This is a genomic window from Klebsiella sp. CN_Kp106 (assembly GCF_040064575.1).
Lineage (GTDB): Bacteria > Pseudomonadota > Gammaproteobacteria > Enterobacterales > Enterobacteriaceae > Klebsiella > Klebsiella michiganensis.
This window is the reverse complement of record NZ_JBEAIG010000002.1, coordinates 1-16,383: the sequence shown is the minus strand read 5'-3', so window position 1 is coordinate 16,383 and position 16,383 is coordinate 1. Positions and strand designations below refer to the sequence as shown.

The 16,383-nt window shown below is 54.5% G+C and carries 17 protein-coding genes and 1 rRNA gene; 9 read left to right on the top strand and 9 right to left on the bottom strand.

What is annotated here, in order from left to right; translation table 11 throughout:
- Nucleotides 1–110 precede the first annotated feature (110 nt).
- From ABLU96_RS02020 to tilS, 4 genes are all read left to right on the top strand, one after another.
- The gene (locus ABLU96_RS02020; protein ID WP_014228007.1) at nt 111–1,901 is read left to right on the top strand and encodes a chitinase; all 1,791 of its coding nucleotides are present in this window, start codon (nt 111–113) and stop codon (nt 1,899–1,901) included.
- Between the two features lie 75 nt (nt 1,902–1,976).
- Nucleotides 1,977–4,115 (top strand): lysine decarboxylase LdcC, encoded by a 2,139-nt coding sequence (locus ABLU96_RS02015; protein ID WP_348862299.1) that lies wholly within the window; start codon nt 1,977–1,979, stop codon nt 4,113–4,115.
- Nucleotides 4,116–4,177: 62 nt separating this feature from the next.
- On the top strand, nt 4,178–4,567 hold the full coding sequence (locus ABLU96_RS02010) for a VOC family protein (RefSeq protein ID WP_004098774.1): 390 nt from the start codon (nt 4,178–4,180) through the stop codon (nt 4,565–4,567).
- A 69-nt stretch (nt 4,568–4,636) separates the two neighbouring features.
- A complete protein-coding gene (tilS, locus tag ABLU96_RS02005; protein WP_047725170.1) occupies nt 4,637–5,938 on the top strand; it encodes a tRNA lysidine(34) synthetase TilS in 1,302 nt (433 codons plus the stop codon).
- A gap of 15 nt (nt 5,939–5,953) precedes the next feature.
- Here the strand turns inward: tilS and rof are convergent, their stop codons facing one another.
- Both rof and ABLU96_RS01995 read right to left on the bottom strand, forming a co-directional pair.
- Nucleotides 5,954–6,214 (bottom strand): Rho-binding antiterminator, encoded by a 261-nt coding sequence (rof, locus tag ABLU96_RS02000; RefSeq protein ID WP_004098776.1) that lies wholly within the window; start codon nt 6,212–6,214, stop codon nt 5,954–5,956.
- On the bottom strand, nt 6,201–6,401 hold the full coding sequence (locus tag ABLU96_RS01995) for a YaeP family protein (RefSeq protein ID WP_004098778.1): 201 nt from the start codon (nt 6,399–6,401) through the stop codon (nt 6,201–6,203). Before ABLU96_RS01995 ends, rof begins: the two co-directional genes overlap by 14 nt.
- Nucleotides 6,402–6,597: 196 nt before the next feature.
- On the opposite strand from ABLU96_RS01995, the gene ABLU96_RS01990 reads away from it, so the two are divergent.
- From ABLU96_RS01990 to nlpE, 3 genes are read left to right on the top strand one after another with little or no spacing between them, the layout of a single operon-like run.
- On the top strand, nt 6,598–7,143 hold the full coding sequence (locus ABLU96_RS01990) for a YaeQ family protein (RefSeq protein WP_004098780.1): 546 nt from the start codon (nt 6,598–6,600) through the stop codon (nt 7,141–7,143).
- Entirely contained in the window at nt 7,140–7,553 is a 414-nt protein-coding gene (gene arfB / locus ABLU96_RS01985) for an alternative ribosome rescue aminoacyl-tRNA hydrolase ArfB (RefSeq protein ID WP_025107391.1), read from the top strand. Before ABLU96_RS01990 ends, arfB begins: the two co-directional genes overlap by 4 nt.
- Nucleotides 7,554–7,594: 41 nt before the next feature.
- Nucleotides 7,595–8,296: an envelope stress response activation lipoprotein NlpE gene (gene nlpE / locus ABLU96_RS01980; RefSeq protein WP_285196300.1), complete on the top strand. Its 702-nt coding sequence runs from the start codon at nt 7,595–7,597 to the stop codon at nt 8,294–8,296.
- Here nlpE and ABLU96_RS01975 read toward each other — a convergent pair whose 3' ends face one another.
- The 7 genes from ABLU96_RS01975 to metN all read right to left on the bottom strand — a co-directional run bounded on the left by ABLU96_RS01975 (nt 8,297) and on the right by metN (nt 14,749).
- Nucleotides 8,297–9,118, bottom strand: a complete 822-nt coding sequence (locus tag ABLU96_RS01975) for a YaeF family permuted papain-like enzyme (protein ID WP_047724396.1) — start codon at nt 9,116–9,118, stop codon at nt 8,297–8,299.
- A gap of 51 nt (nt 9,119–9,169) precedes the next feature.
- Nucleotides 9,170–10,888: a proline--tRNA ligase gene (gene proS, locus ABLU96_RS01970; protein ID WP_064405725.1), complete on the bottom strand. Its 1,719-nt coding sequence runs from the start codon at nt 10,886–10,888 to the stop codon at nt 9,170–9,172.
- Nucleotides 10,889–10,998: 110 nt separating this feature from the next.
- On the bottom strand, nt 10,999–11,706 hold the full coding sequence (gene tsaA, locus ABLU96_RS01965; protein WP_032748069.1) for a tRNA (N6-threonylcarbamoyladenosine(37)-N6)-methyltransferase TrmO: 708 nt from the start codon (nt 11,704–11,706) through the stop codon (nt 10,999–11,001).
- The gene (gene rcsF / locus ABLU96_RS01960; RefSeq protein ID WP_004098790.1) at nt 11,703–12,110 is read right to left on the bottom strand and encodes an Rcs stress response system protein RcsF; all 408 of its coding nucleotides are present in this window, start codon (nt 12,108–12,110) and stop codon (nt 11,703–11,705) included. The genes tsaA and rcsF overlap by 4 nt, the downstream gene beginning before the upstream one ends.
- A gap of 108 nt (nt 12,111–12,218) precedes the next feature.
- Nucleotides 12,219–13,034, bottom strand: a complete 816-nt coding sequence (gene metQ, locus ABLU96_RS01955) for a methionine ABC transporter substrate-binding lipoprotein MetQ (protein WP_004098791.1) — start codon at nt 13,032–13,034, stop codon at nt 12,219–12,221.
- 37 nt (nt 13,035–13,071) lie between these two features.
- Nucleotides 13,072–13,725: a methionine ABC transporter permease MetI gene (locus ABLU96_RS01950; protein WP_004098792.1), complete on the bottom strand. Its 654-nt coding sequence runs from the start codon at nt 13,723–13,725 to the stop codon at nt 13,072–13,074.
- A complete protein-coding gene (gene metN / locus ABLU96_RS01945) occupies nt 13,718–14,749 on the bottom strand; it encodes a methionine ABC transporter ATP-binding protein MetN (protein ID WP_004098793.1) in 1,032 nt (343 codons plus the stop codon). The genes ABLU96_RS01950 and metN overlap by 8 nt, the downstream gene beginning before the upstream one ends.
- A 188-nt stretch (nt 14,750–14,937) precedes the next feature.
- On the opposite strand from metN, the gene gmhB reads away from it, so the two are divergent.
- Nucleotides 14,938–15,504, top strand: coding sequence for a D-glycero-beta-D-manno-heptose 1,7-bisphosphate 7-phosphatase (gene gmhB / locus ABLU96_RS01940; protein ID WP_014837457.1), 567 nt, complete (start codon nt 14,938–14,940; stop codon nt 15,502–15,504).
- A gap of 369 nt (nt 15,505–15,873) precedes the next feature.
- Nucleotides 15,874–16,383, top strand: a 16S ribosomal RNA gene (locus ABLU96_RS01935); the annotation flags it as partial.

The following is a 16,383-nucleotide window of genomic DNA, read 5'->3' as shown; positions in this document are numbered from 1 at the left end:
TGAATAAGAGCAATTGTGATTAGCCGATGATGCCGATCTCTCCTGAAACTGCAGCAACTGCCAGGGATTGCGACCCGGCAGGCCGTTAACAAGGATAAAGGAGAAATACTATGGCATTGCACAAAACCGTCGCATTAAGCGCCGTGGCCGCAGGGATCATGTTAAGCCTGGGGGCCGCACAGGCCACACCGTTGCTTGGCGCAACGGAAGCGACAACCATCAAGGCGAGTGACCTGGCCGCGAAAGAAAAAGCCTTAACCGACTTTCCGCTCATGACATCGGTAAAATCATCGATTCAAACGCTGCCGAACAGCGAAGTTGAAAAAATCGAGCCGGGTCTGGCGACTAACCCGGCAAACGTGAAGCGCGTGGAAAGCATTCTGTCCGAAAAGGATTGGGAATATCTGTTCCCGATGCGCGCGGCAGAATATACCTACTCTAACTTTCTGAAAGCTATTGGTAAATTCCCTGCGGTTTGCGGGACCTATACCGACGGACGCGATAGCGATGCCATATGCCGTAAATCTCTGGCAACCATGTTTGCCCACTTTGCTCAGGAAACCGGCGGCCACGAAAGCTGGCGCGATATTCCCGAGTGGCGCCAGGCGCTGGTTTATCTCCGTGAAGTGGGCTGGGTTGAAGGTCAGAAAGGCGGCTACAACGGGGAGTGTAACCCGGATATCTGGCAGGGGCAGACCTGGCCCTGCGGTAAAGATAAAGACGGCGACTACCTGAGCTACTTTGGCCGCGGCGCAAAACAGCTCTCCTATAACTACAACTACGGCCCGTTCTCCGATGCCATGTACGATGGCGACGTTCGTCCTCTGCTGGATAAACCGGAGCGGGTGGCGGATACCTGGATGAACCTGGCGAGCGCGGTGTTCTTCTTCGTTTACCCGCAGCCGCCGAAGCCCTCTATGCTGCACGTCATCGACGGAACCTGGGTACCAAACGATCATGATAAAGCGAATGGCCTGGTTGAAGGCTTTGGGGTCACCATTCAAATTATCAACGGCGGCGTCGAGTGCGGCGGGGCGGAAGAGAACGCGCAGTCTCTGAACCGTATTGCCTACTACAAAGAGTTCGCAAACTACCTGAAAGTGCCGATTGCTGATGATGAAGTTCTCGGCTGTAAGAATATGAAGCAGTTCGATGAAGGCGGCGCGGGCGCGTTACCGATTTACTGGGAAGAGGATTGGGGATGGAGCCCGGACACCGCTGACGGCAAGACTAACGCCTGCCAGCTGGTGGGCTACCAGACGCCGTATAGCGCCTTTAAACAAGGTGACTATGCGAAGTGCGTCCAGAGCCACTTCAACGTCAATATCATCGACGATACCGGCCAGGCCGAGGATACTACCCCGGCGACGCCTGACGATACCACGCCTGCGCAGGAAACTAACGTGGCGCCGGTTGCGCGTATCGCCGGTCCGATTGGCGCTATCGAAGCGGGCGCCAGGGTTTCCCTGAGCGCGGAGGGCTCTACCGATGCGAATGGCGATAAGCTCACCTATACCTGGATGTCGCAGGACGGTCAGACTATCAGCGGACAGGATAAAGCCGTTATCACCTTTACCGCTCCGGAAAAAGATCGCGATGCGCAATATGTGGTGAGCCTGACGGTAAGCGACGGGACCTTATCCAGCACGGCAACGTACACCCTGAACGTGAAGGCTAAAGCTGCTGCTGCGGATGAAACGACCGATGGCAAAGACAGCGACACCATCAGCTATCCTTCCTGGAGCAGTACCCAGACCTGGAAAGCGGGCGATATCGTTAATAACCACGGCGCGCTGTATCAGTGTAAACCGCTACCTGAAGGGGCGTGGTGCAACGTGGCGCCGACCTACTATGAGCCCGGCGCAGGCATTGCCTGGGGCGATGCGTGGAAAGCGCTGTAATAGAGATAAATCCGCCAGTGCTTAGCGCTGGCGGGGTGATATGATGCTTTCCTTAGGTAAATTCAGGAGGAAAGCGTGAATATCATTGCGATCATGGGTCCCCACGGCGTCTATTATAAAGACGAACCGATCAAAGAACTGGAAGCCGCCCTGCAACGGCAAGGTTTCCAGACCATCTGGCCGCAAAATAGCGCCGATCTTTTGCAATTTATCGAGCATAATCCGCGGATCTGCGGGGTTATTTTTGACTGGGATGAATACAGCGTTGATCTGTGCAGCGATATTAATTGCTTAAATGAATATCTACCGCTGTACGCATTTATCAACGCCCATTCGACGATGGACGTCAGCAGCCAGGACCTGCGCATGACGCTATGGTTCTTTGAATACGCGCTGGGGCTGGCGGAAGAGATCGCTACCCGCATCGGTCAATACACCCGCGAATACCTCGACAACATAACCCCGCCGTTTACCAAAGCCTTGTTCAACTATGTGCAGGAGGGGAAATATACTTTCTGTACCCCCGGGCATATGGGCGGCTCGGCATATCAAAAAAGTCCGGTGGGCTGTCTGTTTTATGATTTCTTTGGCGGGAATACCCTAAAGGCCGACGTCTCTATTTCCGTGACGGAGCTGGGATCGCTGCTCGATCATAGCGGTCCGCATCTGGAGGCGGAAGAGTATATTGCCCGCGCATTCGGCGCCGAACAGAGCTATATGGTGACCAACGGAACCTCGACGTCGAATAAGATTGTCGGTATGTATTCTGCTCCGGCGGGCAGCACCCTGCTTATCGATCGCAACTGCCATAAATCGTTGGCTCATTTACTGATGATGAGCGACGTGGTGCCGCTGTGGCTAAAGCCGACGCGCAATGCGCTAGGGATCCTCGGCGGCATACCCAAGCGCGAATTTACCCGCGACAGTATTCAGCAAAAGGTTAATGCGACAGGCGGCACCGGGTGGCCTGTGCATGCGGTGATCACCAACTCCACCTATGACGGACTGCTGTATAACACCACCTGGATCAAAGAGACCCTCGACGTACCGTCAATCCACTTTGATTCCGCCTGGGTGCCCTATACCCATTTTCATCCGATCTATCAGGGTAAAAGCGGGATGAGCGGCGATCGCATTGCGGGGAAAGTGATCTTTGAAACGCAGTCGACGCATAAAATGCTGGCCGCGCTATCGCAGGCTTCGCTGATTCATATTAAAGGCAGCTATGATGAGGATACCTTCAATGAAGCCTTTATGATGCACACCTCGACCTCCCCGAGCTACCCGATCGTTGCCTCCATTGAGACGGCTGCCGCCATGCTGCGCGGCAACTCCGGCAGACGACTGATTCAGCGTTCGATTGAGCGGGCGCTGGATTTTCGTAAAGAGGTGCAGCGGTTGCGCGAAGAGTCTGACGGCTGGTTTTTTGATATCTGGCAGCCGGAAGAGGTGGGGGAAGCGCAGTGCTGGCCGGTTTCACCCGGAGAAAGGTGGCATGGCTTTCAGGACGCCGATGACGACCATATGTTCCTCGATCCGGTGAAAGTCACCATTCTGACGCCCGGTATGGACGAGCAGGGCAACATGGATAGCGAAGGCATTCCGGCCGCGCTGGTGGCGAAGTTCCTTGATGAGCGCGGCGTGGTGGTAGAAAAAACCGGGCCGTACAACCTGCTGTTCCTGTTCAGTATCGGTATAGATAAAACCCGGGCGATGGGGCTGCTGCGCGGATTGACCGAGTTCAAACGCGCTTACGATCTCAATTTACGGGTGAAAAACATGCTGCCGGATCTGTACGCCGAAGATCCGGATTTTTACCGCAACATGCGTATTCAGGATCTGGCTCAGGGTATTCATCGTCTGATTCGCCAGCACCAGCTCTCGCAGCTGATGCTTAGCGCTTTCGACGTCCTGCCGGAGATGAAAATGACGCCGCATCAGGCCTGGCAGCGGCAGATTAAAGGCGAAGTGGAAACCATTGAACTGGAGAATCTGGTCGGGCGTATTTCAGCGAATATGATCCTACCGTACCCGCCCGGCGTGCCGCTGCTGATGCCCGGCGAGATGATCGCCGAAGAGAGCCGCGCGGTGCTCAATTTCCTGCTTATGCTGTGCTCCATCGGCCGCCACTATCCGGGTTTCGAAACCGATATCCACGGCGCGAAACGCGATGAAGACGGCGTGTACTGGGTTCGAGTCTTAAAAAATGACTAAGCGCTTGCGCACTCACGAACTGAACGAGTAACTTTGTTGGCTTCAACTGGAGGAGTTGTACCATGCTGGGTTTAAAACGGGTTCACCATATCGCCATCATTGCGACGGATTATGCGAAGAGTAAAGCCTTCTACTGCGACATTCTGGGGTTCACCCTGCAGGGCGAGTTCTATCGCCAGGAGCGCGATTCATGGAAGGGCGATCTGGCGCTAAATGGCGAATATGTTATTGAACTCTTTTCATTCCCGTTTCCTCCTGCGCGTCCGAGCCGCCCCGAAGCCTGCGGGCTGCGCCATCTGGCGTTTAGCGTTGATGATGTCGATGCCGCCGTTGCGCATCTTGAGGCCCACGGCGTGGCCTGTGAAGGCGTTCGTATCGACCCCTTCACCGGTAAACGATTCACCTTTTTTAACGATCCGGACGGGCTACCGCTGGAGATTTATCAGCAGTAATTCTTGTCAGAGCGTGTTCTGCCGGGTAACGTGCCGGACACGCTTTCCTCAGTTAGTACTCTCATGATGATGATCCCAGACATGGCGCAAACGCTACAGCCGCACCGCCATTTTTTAGTGGCCTTTAGCGGCGGGCTGGATTCGAGCGTGCTCCTGTATCGCCTGGTTTGCTGGCGCGAACAGGATCCTACCGTTCAGCTGCGGGCGATGCATATACACCACGGCCTCAGCGCGAACGCCGACGATTGGGTGGCGCACTGCCGACAAATATGCCAGCAGTGGCAGGTACCGCTTTTGGTTGAACGGGTGGCGCTCGCCGATGAGGGGCTGGGGATTGAGGCCCACGCGCGTCAGGCGCGCTATCAGGCTTTCCGTTCGGCGCTATTACCCGGCGAAGTGCTGGTGACGGCACAGCATCTTGACGACCAGTGTGAAACCTTTCTGTTGGCGCTTAAGCGGGGGAGCGGCCCAACCGGGCTTTCGGCGATGGCCGGCGAGTCCGATTTTGCCGGGACGAAACTGCTGCGTCCGCTGCTTAACGAAAGCCGCGACTCCCTGCACCGGTGGGCGATAGCCCATCAGCTCAGCTGGATTGAAGACGAAAGTAACCAGGACGACGCCTACGATCGCAATTTTCTCCGCCTGCGAATTGTTCCGCTGCTTAACGCTCGCTGGCCGCACTTCGCCGAGGCCGTAGCGCGCAGCGCCAGCCTGTGCGGCGAGCAGGAACAGCTGCTGGATGAAATGCTCGCTGCGGAGCTGGCAACGCTGGTGGCGGAGGATGGCGCGTTGACTATCGAACCGTTGGCGGCCATGAGCGCGCCGCGTCGGGCCGCGCTGCTGCGCCGCTGGCTGGCTGGGCTCAATGCGCCGATGCCTTCGCGCGAGATGCCGGAGCGTATCTGGCGTGAAGTGGCGATGGCGCGCGAGGATGCGTATCCCTGCCTGCGCCTTGGCCACTTCGCCGTTCGTCGCTATCAGCAACGGCTGCACTGGGTGAAATATCTCCCCGGACAGAGCGAGACGGTGCTGGCGTGGCGCGATATTGCCAGGCCGCTGCCGTTACCCGACGGCCTTGGCGAACTGAAGCTCCTGGCCGGCGGCCCGTTACGCGGCCCGCGCCAGGATGAAGCGGTCACTATTCGTTTTCGCGCCAGCGGTAATCTGCATATCGTCGGTCGCCAGGGCGGCCGCAAGCTGAAGAAAATCTGGCAGGAGCTCAACGTTGCGCCCTGGCGGCGCGATACCACGCCGCTGCTGTTTTACGGCGAAACGCTTATCGCTGCAGCCGATGGTCTGTTTATTACCGTCGATGGGAAAGTTCAGGAAGGTGAAGGCGTGCAGATGATGTGGATGAAAACGGGCGGCTGAGCCACCCGTTTTGCTTCAGGACTCGCTGACCACTACCGTACCGATTTCCGGATGGCTGAAGCTGGCGATTTTATCCAGGCGCAGTTCGCGGACATCACCGGCGAGCTCCACGACGAGATACTCGATATTTTTGCGCGAGATAAGATCGTTGGCCTTCGCTTGCAGCTGTTCGCCATCTTTGAGCTCCAGCGCCAGGACCAGATGGTGCTGACAGGCAAGTTCGAGGTTGTCATAATCATCGCAATTGATGGGTTGATAAGTATCATTCATTGACATAATCGCTCACCAGTAAGTTTGCCGCCGCATATGCGGCCTTTTCCCTGACTGACTCAGCAAGGGCCTGATCCGCCGCAACCTCATTCAATACTTTCAACACGCAACCTAGCGCATCCGGGATATACCCAAGGTCCCCGCTGGCTATTTCCGCATACCGCTTGCGTATTAACTCACAATATTTGTCCACATGCCCTCCTGTCAGCGTTCTGACTTAACCGTGGGATGTAAGTTTAAGCCTACGAAGATAAACTCTGTTTAGCAAGGTGACTATACCATAGTCATTTAAGCAATATCAGCAGGATGAAAGGGGATCCTGCGATTGCTGACAGCCTTTTGCCGCCAGTTTCGCTACAATGAACGCCATTTTTATCAGGAGTTTCCTCATGGCGCTGAAAGCGACGATTTATAAAGCGACGGTGAACGTGGCCGACCTGGACCGCAACCAGTTTCTGGATGCCAGTTTGACGCTTGCCCAGCATCCGTCAGAAACCCAGGAGCGCATGATGCTGCGCCTGCTGGCGTGGATGAAATACGCCGACGAGCGTCTGCAGTTTACCCGCGGTCTGTCTTCCGATGATGAAGCTGAACTCTGGCTGCTAAACGATCATCTGGGCGTTGATCTATGGATTGAACTGGGGCTGCCGGACGAACGGCGGATTAAAAAAGCCTGTTCGCGGGCGCAAGAGGTGGCGCTGTTTGCCTATAATAGCCGGGCGGCAGAAATCTGGTGGCAGCAAAATAAAAGCAAAATGGCACAGTTTTCAAAGCTAACCGTATGGTATTTAGATGATACTCAGCTGGCGCAGCTCAGTGCTTTTGCCGATCGGACAATGTCGCTACAGGCGACTATCCAGGATGGCGCTATCTGGTTATCTGACGCTAAGAATAATCTGGAAATTCATTTAACGGCCTGGCAAACATCCGCATGATTACGATTAGCCGCAGCGTGGCGATTGCGGATGACGAGGTCTCACTTTCCGGGATACGTGCCCAGGGGGCGGGCGGTCAGCATGTCAATAAAGCATCGACGGCTATCCATTTGCGCTTTGATATTAAGGCATCGAGCCTGCCTGAGTATTATAAGGAACGTCTGCTTACCTCCAGCCATCACTTAATTTCTGCCGAGGGTGTGGTTATCATTAAGGCTCAAGAATATCGCAGCCAGGAGATGAATCGCGAAGCGGCGATTGCGCGTCTGGTTGCCTTAATACAAGAATTAACCGCAGTGCAGAAGCACCGCCGGGAGACGCGACCGACCAGAGCGTCAAAAGAGCGCCGGCTTGCCTCAAAGGCGCAAAAATCCTCAGTTAAGGCGCTGCGTGGGAAAGTTCGTCCTTAAAGGCATGGCGAACCGGTGGAATGGATAATAAGGAATTTACAGTGAAGAAAATCGTATTTTCAGTCGTGGCGGCATGCTCGCTTTTTGCCCTATTCGGCTGTAACCATCGCGCGGAGATGGACACGCTACAACCGGCGCCGATGGAAGAGCTAAAGCCGATGCAGCAGAGCTGGCGCGGCATGCTGCCGTGTGCCGACTGCGAAGGCATCGAAACTTCGCTCTTTCTTGAGAAAGACGGCACTTGGGTGATGAACGAGCGGTATCAGGGCGTCAGTCGCGAGCCTTCCTCCTTTGCTTCCTATGGCACCTGGGCGCGCACGGCCGATAAGCTGGTGCTGACCGACAGCAAAGGCGAGAAGTCTTACTATCGGGCGAAGGGCGACAAGCTGGAAATGCTCGATCGCGACGGTAATCCCATCGAGTCTACGCTGAACTATACGCTTGAGTCAGTCAAAGCCAGCCTGCCCATCACGCCAATGGCGATGCGCGGAATGTACTTCTATATGGCGGATGCCGCGACCTTTACCGATTGCGCAACCGGCAAGCGAGTGGCAGTCGCGAATAACGCGCAGCTCGAGCGTGATTATGCCGCGGCGCGCGGAACGGATACTCGCCCGGTGCTGCTGGTGGTCGAGGGGCACTTTACGCTGGAAGCGAATCCGGATTCGGGAGCGCCGGTTAAAGTTCTGGCGGTGGATTCACCAGGCAAGTTTTATCAAAAAGAAGACTGCAATTCTCGTTAGTTAATTGAGTCCTACGAGACGGCTTGTCTTGATATAAATTCCCAATTTAAGATGCCCGATATACTGCAATTGTGTTTCGGGCTTAAAGTTTGCCACGTCCCCCTCACGCATATGAAGCAGGTCTGATGGGCTAATCCAGCCCGGTTGAGCCAGGGTCAGCGGGTGTCCGGCCTTCGCGAAGGCATCGCTGACAAACTCAGAACAAAACCACATTTTTTTGTCCCCGGAAACGGCATCGCTAAGCTGCGCTTTGGCCAGGCCATTCACGCACTGCTGGCGGAAATCTTTCGAAAAGGGATTCAGGGAGCAGAGCTGTTTGGTTACCATAAAGGGCACAAATTCAATGATGCCGCGATAGTTATAGCCGCTGTTTCTGTTTTTATAGGCGAAATTTTTAATGCCTGCGGCCTGTTGCGGCGTGAGGTCAGGCGCTCTTAGGGCAAACAGCTTATCGCTGTGCTGCATTGCTTGCTGGAGCGGAATAATCTGCACCCCAGCGCCGGTTGCTTCTGCAACCTGGTTATCACCGATATAGATAGCAACATGGCTAACGGACGATGTGCTAAAAGCACGAATCCCCAGGGACGTCACGCCAATGCTGGAAGAGAAAAGGAGATCGCCGGGGAGCAGGTCTTGTGCGTTAATTTCAGTCAGCGTGTTATTAGCCACCGAGCTCTGGCGCTGAAGTTTAACTGCCCATTGCTGCGATGGTGGCTTAATAGCGGAAGCGGAAGGCGCGGACCGGCTGACGTCTACCGTGCAGGCCGAAAGTAAAAACAATGCGGGAAAAAGCAGGACATAATTTGCCCGTTGTTTAGCCATGATTACAATCCTTGTAAAAAAGAGGCTCTGAAACCAGAGCCTCTTTTGGCGTTAACCTTTAATTTGTTGTACCAGGTAATTCACGATATCGCCGGTTTTAATCAGCTGCTTCTCGCCGCTGCGACGATATTTATATTCGATATCGTTGTTGTCGAGGTTACGGTCGCCCAGCACGATGGTGTGCGGAATACCGATAAGCTCCATATCGGCGAACATCACGCCCGGACGCTCTTTACGGTCGTCCATCAGCACGTCGATACCCAGCGCGCTCAGCTCTGCGTACAGCTTCTCGGCCAGCTCCTGCACGCGGTAGGATTTATGCATGTTCATCGGCAGAATCGCAACCTGGAACGGGGCGATAGCTTCCGGCCACAGAATCCCGCGATCGTCAAAGTTCTGCTCAATGGCGGCCGCCACCACGCGCGTCACACCGATACCGTAGCAGCCCATCGTCAGGATCTGGTTACGGCCATCTTCGCCCTGTACGGAGGCTTTCATCGCTTCAGAGTACTTGGTACCCAGCTGGAAGATGTGGCCCACTTCGATACCGCGTTTAATCAGCAGCGTACCTTTACCGTCCGGGCTCGGGTCACCCGCCACGACGTTACGGATATCAGCCACTTCAGGGGTGGCGACGTCGCGATCCCAGTTGATGCCGAAGTAGTGTTTCCCGTCGATGTTCGCGCCCGCGGCGAAATCGCTCATTGCGGCAACGGTACGGTCAATAATCACCGGAATGGGCATATTAACCGGGCCCAGAGAACCAGGACCCGCCTGCACCAGCGCGCGGATCTCTTCTTCGGTGGCGAAGGTCAGCGGGCTGGCGACCTGCGGCAGTTTTTCCGCTTTCACTTCGTTCAGCTCATGATCGCCGCGAACCAGCAGGGCAATCAGCGGAGACTTGCTGTCTTCTACCGCTTTGACCAGCAGGGTTTTCACCGTTTTCTCAATCGGCAGATTGAACTGCTCAACCAGCTCGGCGATGGTTTTGGCGTTCGGCGTATCGACCAGCGTCATTTCCTGAGTGGCGGCCGCGCGCGGCTCTTTCGGCGCAACGGCTTCGGCGAACTCAATATTGGCCGCGTAGTCGGAAGAGTCAGAGAAGATCACGTCATCTTCGCCGCTCTGCGCCAGCACCTGGAATTCGTGAGATGCGCTACCGCCGATAGAACCGGTGTCAGCCTGTACCGCACGGAAATCCAGGCCCATACGGCTGAAGATTTTGCTGTACGCGGCGTACATCGCGTCGTAGGTTTCCTGCAGAGATTCCTGGGAGGTATGGAAAGAGTAAGCATCTTTCATCAGGAATTCACGGGAACGCATCACGCCGAAACGCGGGCGCACTTCGTCACGGAATTTGGTCTGAATCTGATAGAAGTTCAGCGGCAGCTGTTTGTAAGAGCTCAGCTCGTTACGAATCAGGTCGGTGATCACTTCTTCATGAGTCGGGCCGAGTACGAACGGACGTTCGCCACGGTCAGCAATACGCAGCAGTTCCGGGCCGTACTGTTCCCAGCGACCACTCTCTTGCCACAGCTCAGAGGGCTGAACTACCGGCATTAACACCTCGATTGCACCGGCGTTGTTCATCTCTTCACGCACGATGTTTTCGACTTTTTTCAGGACGCGCACGCCGGTCGGCAGCCAGGTATATAACCCGGAGGCCAGCTTGCGGATCATCCCGGCGCGCAGCATCAGCTGATGGCTGATAACCTCGGCGTCGGCAGGTGTCTCCTTCAGAGTGGAGAGCAGGTATTGGCTAGTACGCATGTTGTTACGGTTCCATTTGGACGATCGATACAGGCTGGGAGCCAGCCTGACACAAAAAAGTGGTTTAGTTTACCAGTGTGGCAAAGATGCCAAAAGAGAGGAAAATAAAATTAGCGTGGTTCGAGAGAAAAGACTTCAAAACCGGACGAAATCACCCGCCAGCGCACGTTAAAATCCAGCAGCCAGACGGCGTAGGTCTTTCCCGGGTCTTCTTCTTTACGATATGCCGGGCGCGGATCTTGCGCCAGAACTTCGCTAATAAACACCTTAAGTCGGGGATAGCGCTTTTCCAGTTCTAAAAGCCGGGCTTCTGTTTCGGGCGTGAAGCTCACCGCCACTTCCGCCTGCGGTGCCTGCTGCGCGTAGCTCGCGCTGGCTTCCGGCAGCGCTTCGGCAAAGGGCAGGTAAGGTTTGATGTCCACGACCGGCGTACCATCCACCAGGTCCAGACTACCGAGTTCCAGAACGACGTGTTCTTTCTGGCAGCGAATACCTTTTAGCTCGACCAGCGACATACCGATTGGATTAGGGCGAAAGGTCGAACGGGTGGCGAAAACGCCCATCCGCGCATTACCGCCGAGGCGGGGAGGGCGCACGGTCGGGCGCCAGCCGCCTTCCATGGTCTGATGAAACACAAACAGGATCCACAGATGGCTGAAGTTTTCCAGGCCACGTACGGCATCGGCCTGGTTATAGGGGGGCAGAAGATGTAATTCGCCGCCGCCGTTTTTAACCAGCCCAGGCTGGCGGGGGACGGCAAATTTTTCTTTATAGGGCGAGCGAATAACGCCTATCTGCGCAAACTGAAAATCACTCATTGCGCCGTAACGTTAAGCGCTGAACCAAGGCAGACGGCCTGGCGGTAGCAGCCCGGAGTTCCGCTGGTCACTTCGCAGCGGTGCAGCAGCACGGCATTGGCTTTCATTTTTGCAGCGTTAATCTGCATGCGCTTGCGCGCCGTCGGGATATTGGGCGGAGAGTCTTGATTCGAGGCCTGGCATGATTCACCGGTGACTTCGCCGAGTTCGCGGAAAGGTTTACCCACCAATTCTGTTGCATCGGTATAGATTCTTACCGGGGCCGGACGCGTCGCTTTCGGTTTTGCCGGTTCCGATTTGGCAGGCGGGGTTACGGTGCTTTGTACAGGCTCGACGGGAGATCTGCTTAGCATAGAACAACCGCTTAACATGAGTGCTAACAAACAGACCGGTAAAGCACGCATAGTATTTCCTCAATAAATAATAAAACAGGGCGCTATTGAATCAGGTGCTTGCATAAATGACAAGACGGGCATAAAGCCCGTCCTGAATGATATTACGCTGAGAAAAGATTACCAGCCTTTCACCGCACCGCCGTTAAAGATTTTGTTAGCCGCTTCGTAAACTTCATCACTCTGATAGGCCTGAACAAATTTCTTAACATTTTCCGCATCTTTGTTGTCTTCGCGAGCGACAATCAGGTTCACGTACGGAGACTCTTTACCTTCCACGAAAATACCGTCTTTTGCCGGCGTTAAGCCAATCTGGCTGGCATAGGTAGTATTGATAACCGCCAGAGCGATTTGCGCATCATCCAGAGAGCGCGGCAGCTGCGGGGCTTCCAGCTCAACAATTTTCAGGTTTTTCGGGTTTTCAATAATATCCAGAGAGGTTGGCAGCAGACCAACGCCTTCTTTCAGTTTGATCAGGCCAACCTGTTGCAGCAGCAGCAGAGAGCGGCCAAGGTTGGTGGGATCGTTAGGAATCGCAACCTGAGAGCCCGGCTGCAGTTCGTCCAGCGATTTGATTTTTTTCGAATAACCCGCAATCGGGTAAACAAAAGAGTTACCTACGGAAACCAGCTTGTAGCCGCGATCTTTGATTTGCTGGTCAAGATACGGTTTATGCTGGAAGGCGTTAACGTCGATATCACCTTTGCTCAGCGCTTCGTTCGGCAGAACGTAGTCGTTGAATGTCACCAGTTCGACATCAAGGCCGTATTTTTCTTTTGCTACTTTCTGCGCGACTTCCGCAACCTGCTGCTCCGCACCGACGATAACGCCTACTTTAATATGGTTAGGATCTTTTTCGTCCTGACCGCAACCCACCAGAGCCAGAGAACCGATTAACGCGCCGACTGCCGCAAAGGTTTTGAAATTAAAGGCCATGTTATTTCCTTCCTGTAAGATTCTGTATTGTGTAATGTTATTTGTGAGTCACAGCCCGGACGATACGATCGCCTGAGAATTGGATTAAGTACACCAGAATAACCAGCAGCACCAGTACGGTATTCATTACCGTTGCATTGTAGCCGATATAACCGTACTGATAGCCAATCTGCCCGAGACCACCGGCACCCACGGCGCCGCCCATCGCGGAATAGCCGACCAGCGTAATGAGCGTGATGGTTGCCGCATTCACCAGGCCCGGCAGCGCTTCCGGCAGCAGAACCTTACGCACGATCTGCATCGGCGTTGCGCCCATGGCGCGGGATGCTTCGATAAGGCCGGTGGGGATCTCCAGCAGGGCGTTTTCCACCATACGGGCGATGAACGGCGCGGCGCCGACCGTCAGCGGAACGATAGCCGCCTGCAGGCCAATCGACGTGCCAACGATCACGCGAGTGAATGGGATCATCCACACCAGCAGGATAATAAAAGGAATCGAGCGGAAAATATTCACCACCGCCGAAAGCGTGCGGTAGAGCTTCGCATTAGCGACAATTTGCCCCGGACGGGTGACGTACAGCAGCACGCCGACCGGCAGGCCGAGAACAAAACCGAAGAAGCCGGAGACAAACGTCATGGCCAGCGTTTCCCATACGCCGCGAACCAGCAGCCAAATCATTGGTTCAGACATATCCCAGTACCTCTACTTTTACATGGTGTTCCTGTAGCCAGGCGATTGCGGCCTGGGTATCTTCCTGCGTGCCGTGCATCTCAGTGAGCATAATGCCGAACTTCACGCCGCCCGCGTAATCCATCTGCGCGCTAATAATGTTGTTATTCACATTAAAACGACGGGCAGTCTCAGAAAGAAGCGGGGCATCAACGGAGTGACCCGTAAACTCCATGCGCAGCATGGGCACGCTATCGGGAAGCGCTTCAGGTTTAAGGCGGGCCTGATAATCATCCGGGATATCAAGGTGCAGCGTTGACTGAATAAACTGTTGTGCCAGTGGGGTTTTGGGATGAGAGAAGACCTCACTCACCGTATCCTGTTCAATCAGCTGGCCGTTGCTGATAACGGCAACGCAATCGCAGATGCGTTTGACGACATCCATTTCATGGGTAATCAGCAAAATCGTCAGGCCCAGGCGACGGTTGATATCTTTCAGCAGTTCCAGAATTGAACGCGTAGTGGCCGGGTCCAGAGCGCTGGTGGCTTCGTCGCAGAGCAGGACTTTTGGATTGCTCGCCAGCGCACGGGCGATGGCCACGCGCTGTTTTTGACCGCCGGAGAGATTTGCCGGATAGCTGTCGTGTTTATCCCCCAGACCGACGAGATCGAGCAGCTCGGTCACCCGGCGCTTGATTTCATCTTTCGGCGTATTATCCAGCTCCAGAGGCAACGCCACGTTGCCGAATACGGTGCGTGAGGCAAGCAGGTTAAAGTGCTGGAAGATCATGCCAATCTGGCGACGAGCGCGAGTGAGCTCTTTTTCTGACAGCGCCGTTAGTTCCTGACCGCCCACCTGTACGCTGCCCTGCGTTGGACGTTCGAGCAGGTTAACGCAGCGGATTAACGTACTTTTACCCGCGCCGGAAGCGCCGATGACGCCATAAATTTGCCCGGCGGGGACATGCAGGCTGACATCGTTCAGCGCCTGTATGCTGCGATTTCCCTGCTGGAACACTTTGGTAATATTCGAAAGTTTAATCATCAGTTATTTATTATCGTTTAGCCGTTTGCCGTGGCATTTTCTTCTGCCGTGTCCAGGCGATGCCTGTCAATGAAATGGATGTTAAGGCATCCAGACGTCTAAATCAATCTGACTCTGTATAATGAGCACTTTCTTGCGTCCGGAAACATGCGATACTACGCGCATTAGCCTTTATCAGGAGCAAACCGGTGGCAATGTCAGTACCCGCAATTTTTCTTGACCGTGATGGCACGATTAACGTCGATCACGGCTATGTCCATGAAATCGACAACTTTGAATTTATCGATGGCGTCATTGACGCAATGCGTCAATTAAAGGAGATGGGCTACGCGCTGGTGCTGGTGACCAACCAGTCCGGTATCGCCCGCGGTAAGTTTACTGAAGAGCAGTTTGAAACGCTGACGGAGTGGATGGACTGGTCGCTGGCCGATCGCGGCGTTGATCTGGATGGTATCTATTATTGTCCGCACCACCCGCAGGGAACCGTTGAAGAGTTTCGCCAGACCTGCGACTGCCGCAAGCCGCATCCGGGTATGCTGATTTCGGCGCGCGACTATCTGCATATTGATATGGCGGCTTCCTTTATGGTTGGCGATAAAGTCGAAGATATGCAGGCAGCTCTGGCGGCCAATGTCGGCACGAAAGTATTAGTGCGCACCGGCAAGCCGGTGACCCCAGAAGCCGAAAGTGCCGCTGATTGGGTACTTAATAGCCTGGCAGACCTGCCGGATGCTATCAAAAAGCAGCAAAAATAAGCGTTATGTATAAAAGGTGAGCGGTTGAAATAAAATTGCATTTTACCGCTTGTCACCGCCGAATAACTCCCTATAATGCGCTCCCACTGACACGGCAGATGTGAATCACTTCACAAACAACCGGGTCGGTTGAAGAGAAAAAATCCTGAAATAACGGGTTGACTCTGAAAGAGGAAAGCGTAATATACGCCACCTCGCAACGGTGAGCGAAAGCCGCGTTGCACTGCTCTTTAACAATTTATCAGACAATCTGTGTGGGCACTCAAAGTGACATGGATTCTTAACGTCCTCGGACGAAAAATGAATACCAAGTCTCAAAGAGTGAACACGTAATTCATTACGAAGTTTAATTCTACGAGCATCAAACTTAAATTGAAGAGTTTGATCATGGCTCAGATTGAACGCTGGCGGCAGGCCTAACACATGCAAGTCGAACGGTAGCACAGAGAGCTTGCTCTCGGGTGACGAGTGGCGGACGGGTGAGTAATGTCTGGGAAACTGCCTGATGGAGGGGGATAACTACTGGAAACGGTAGCTAATACCGCATAACGTCGCAAGACCAAAGAGGGGGACCTTCGGGCCTCTTGCCATCAGATGTGCCCAGATGGGATTAGCTAGTAGGTGGGGTAACGGCTCACCTAGGCGACGATCCCTAGCTGGTCTGAGAGGATGACCAGCCACACTGGAACTGAGACACGGTCCAGACTCCTACGGGAGGCAGCAGTGGGGAATATTGCACAATGGGCGCAAGCCTGATGCAGCCATGCCGCGTGTATGAAGAAGGCCTTCGGGTTGTAAAGTACTTTCAGCGGGGAGGAAGGCGATAAGGTTAATAACCTTGTCGATTGACGTTACCCGCAGAAGAAGCACCGGCTAACT

Bases quoted from the DNA above. Each gene is read 5' to 3' on its own strand.
- proS (WP_064405725.1), bottom strand. From the start codon at position 10,888: ATGCGTACTAGCCAATACCTGCTCTCCACTCTGAAGGAGACACCTGCC.
- tilS (WP_047725170.1), top strand. From the start codon at position 4,637: ATGATCCCAGACATGGCGCAAACGCTACAGCCGCACCGCCATTTTTTA.
- rcsF (WP_004098790.1), bottom strand. From the start codon at position 12,110: ATGCGTGCTTTACCGGTCTGTTTGTTAGCACTCATGTTAAGCGGTTGT.
- rof (WP_004098776.1), bottom strand. From the start codon at position 6,214: ATGTCAATGAATGATACTTATCAACCCATCAATTGCGATGATTATGAC.
- ABLU96_RS02020 (WP_014228007.1), top strand. From the start codon at position 111: ATGGCATTGCACAAAACCGTCGCATTAAGCGCCGTGGCCGCAGGGATC.
- ABLU96_RS01950 (WP_004098792.1), bottom strand. From the start codon at position 13,725: ATGTCTGAACCAATGATTTGGCTGCTGGTTCGCGGCGTATGGGAAACG.
- arfB (WP_025107391.1), top strand. From the start codon at position 7,140: ATGATTACGATTAGCCGCAGCGTGGCGATTGCGGATGACGAGGTCTCA.
- ABLU96_RS01975 (WP_047724396.1), bottom strand. From the start codon at position 9,118: ATGGCTAAACAACGGGCAAATTATGTCCTGCTTTTTCCCGCATTGTTT.
- tsaA (WP_032748069.1), bottom strand. From the start codon at position 11,706: ATGAGTGATTTTCAGTTTGCGCAGATAGGCGTTATTCGCTCGCCCTAT.
- ABLU96_RS02010 (WP_004098774.1), top strand. From the start codon at position 4,178: ATGCTGGGTTTAAAACGGGTTCACCATATCGCCATCATTGCGACGGAT.
- metQ (WP_004098791.1), bottom strand. From the start codon at position 13,034: ATGGCCTTTAATTTCAAAACCTTTGCGGCAGTCGGCGCGTTAATCGGT.
- metN (WP_004098793.1), bottom strand. From the start codon at position 14,749: ATGATTAAACTTTCGAATATTACCAAAGTGTTCCAGCAGGGAAATCGC.
- ABLU96_RS01990 (WP_004098780.1), top strand. From the start codon at position 6,598: ATGGCGCTGAAAGCGACGATTTATAAAGCGACGGTGAACGTGGCCGAC.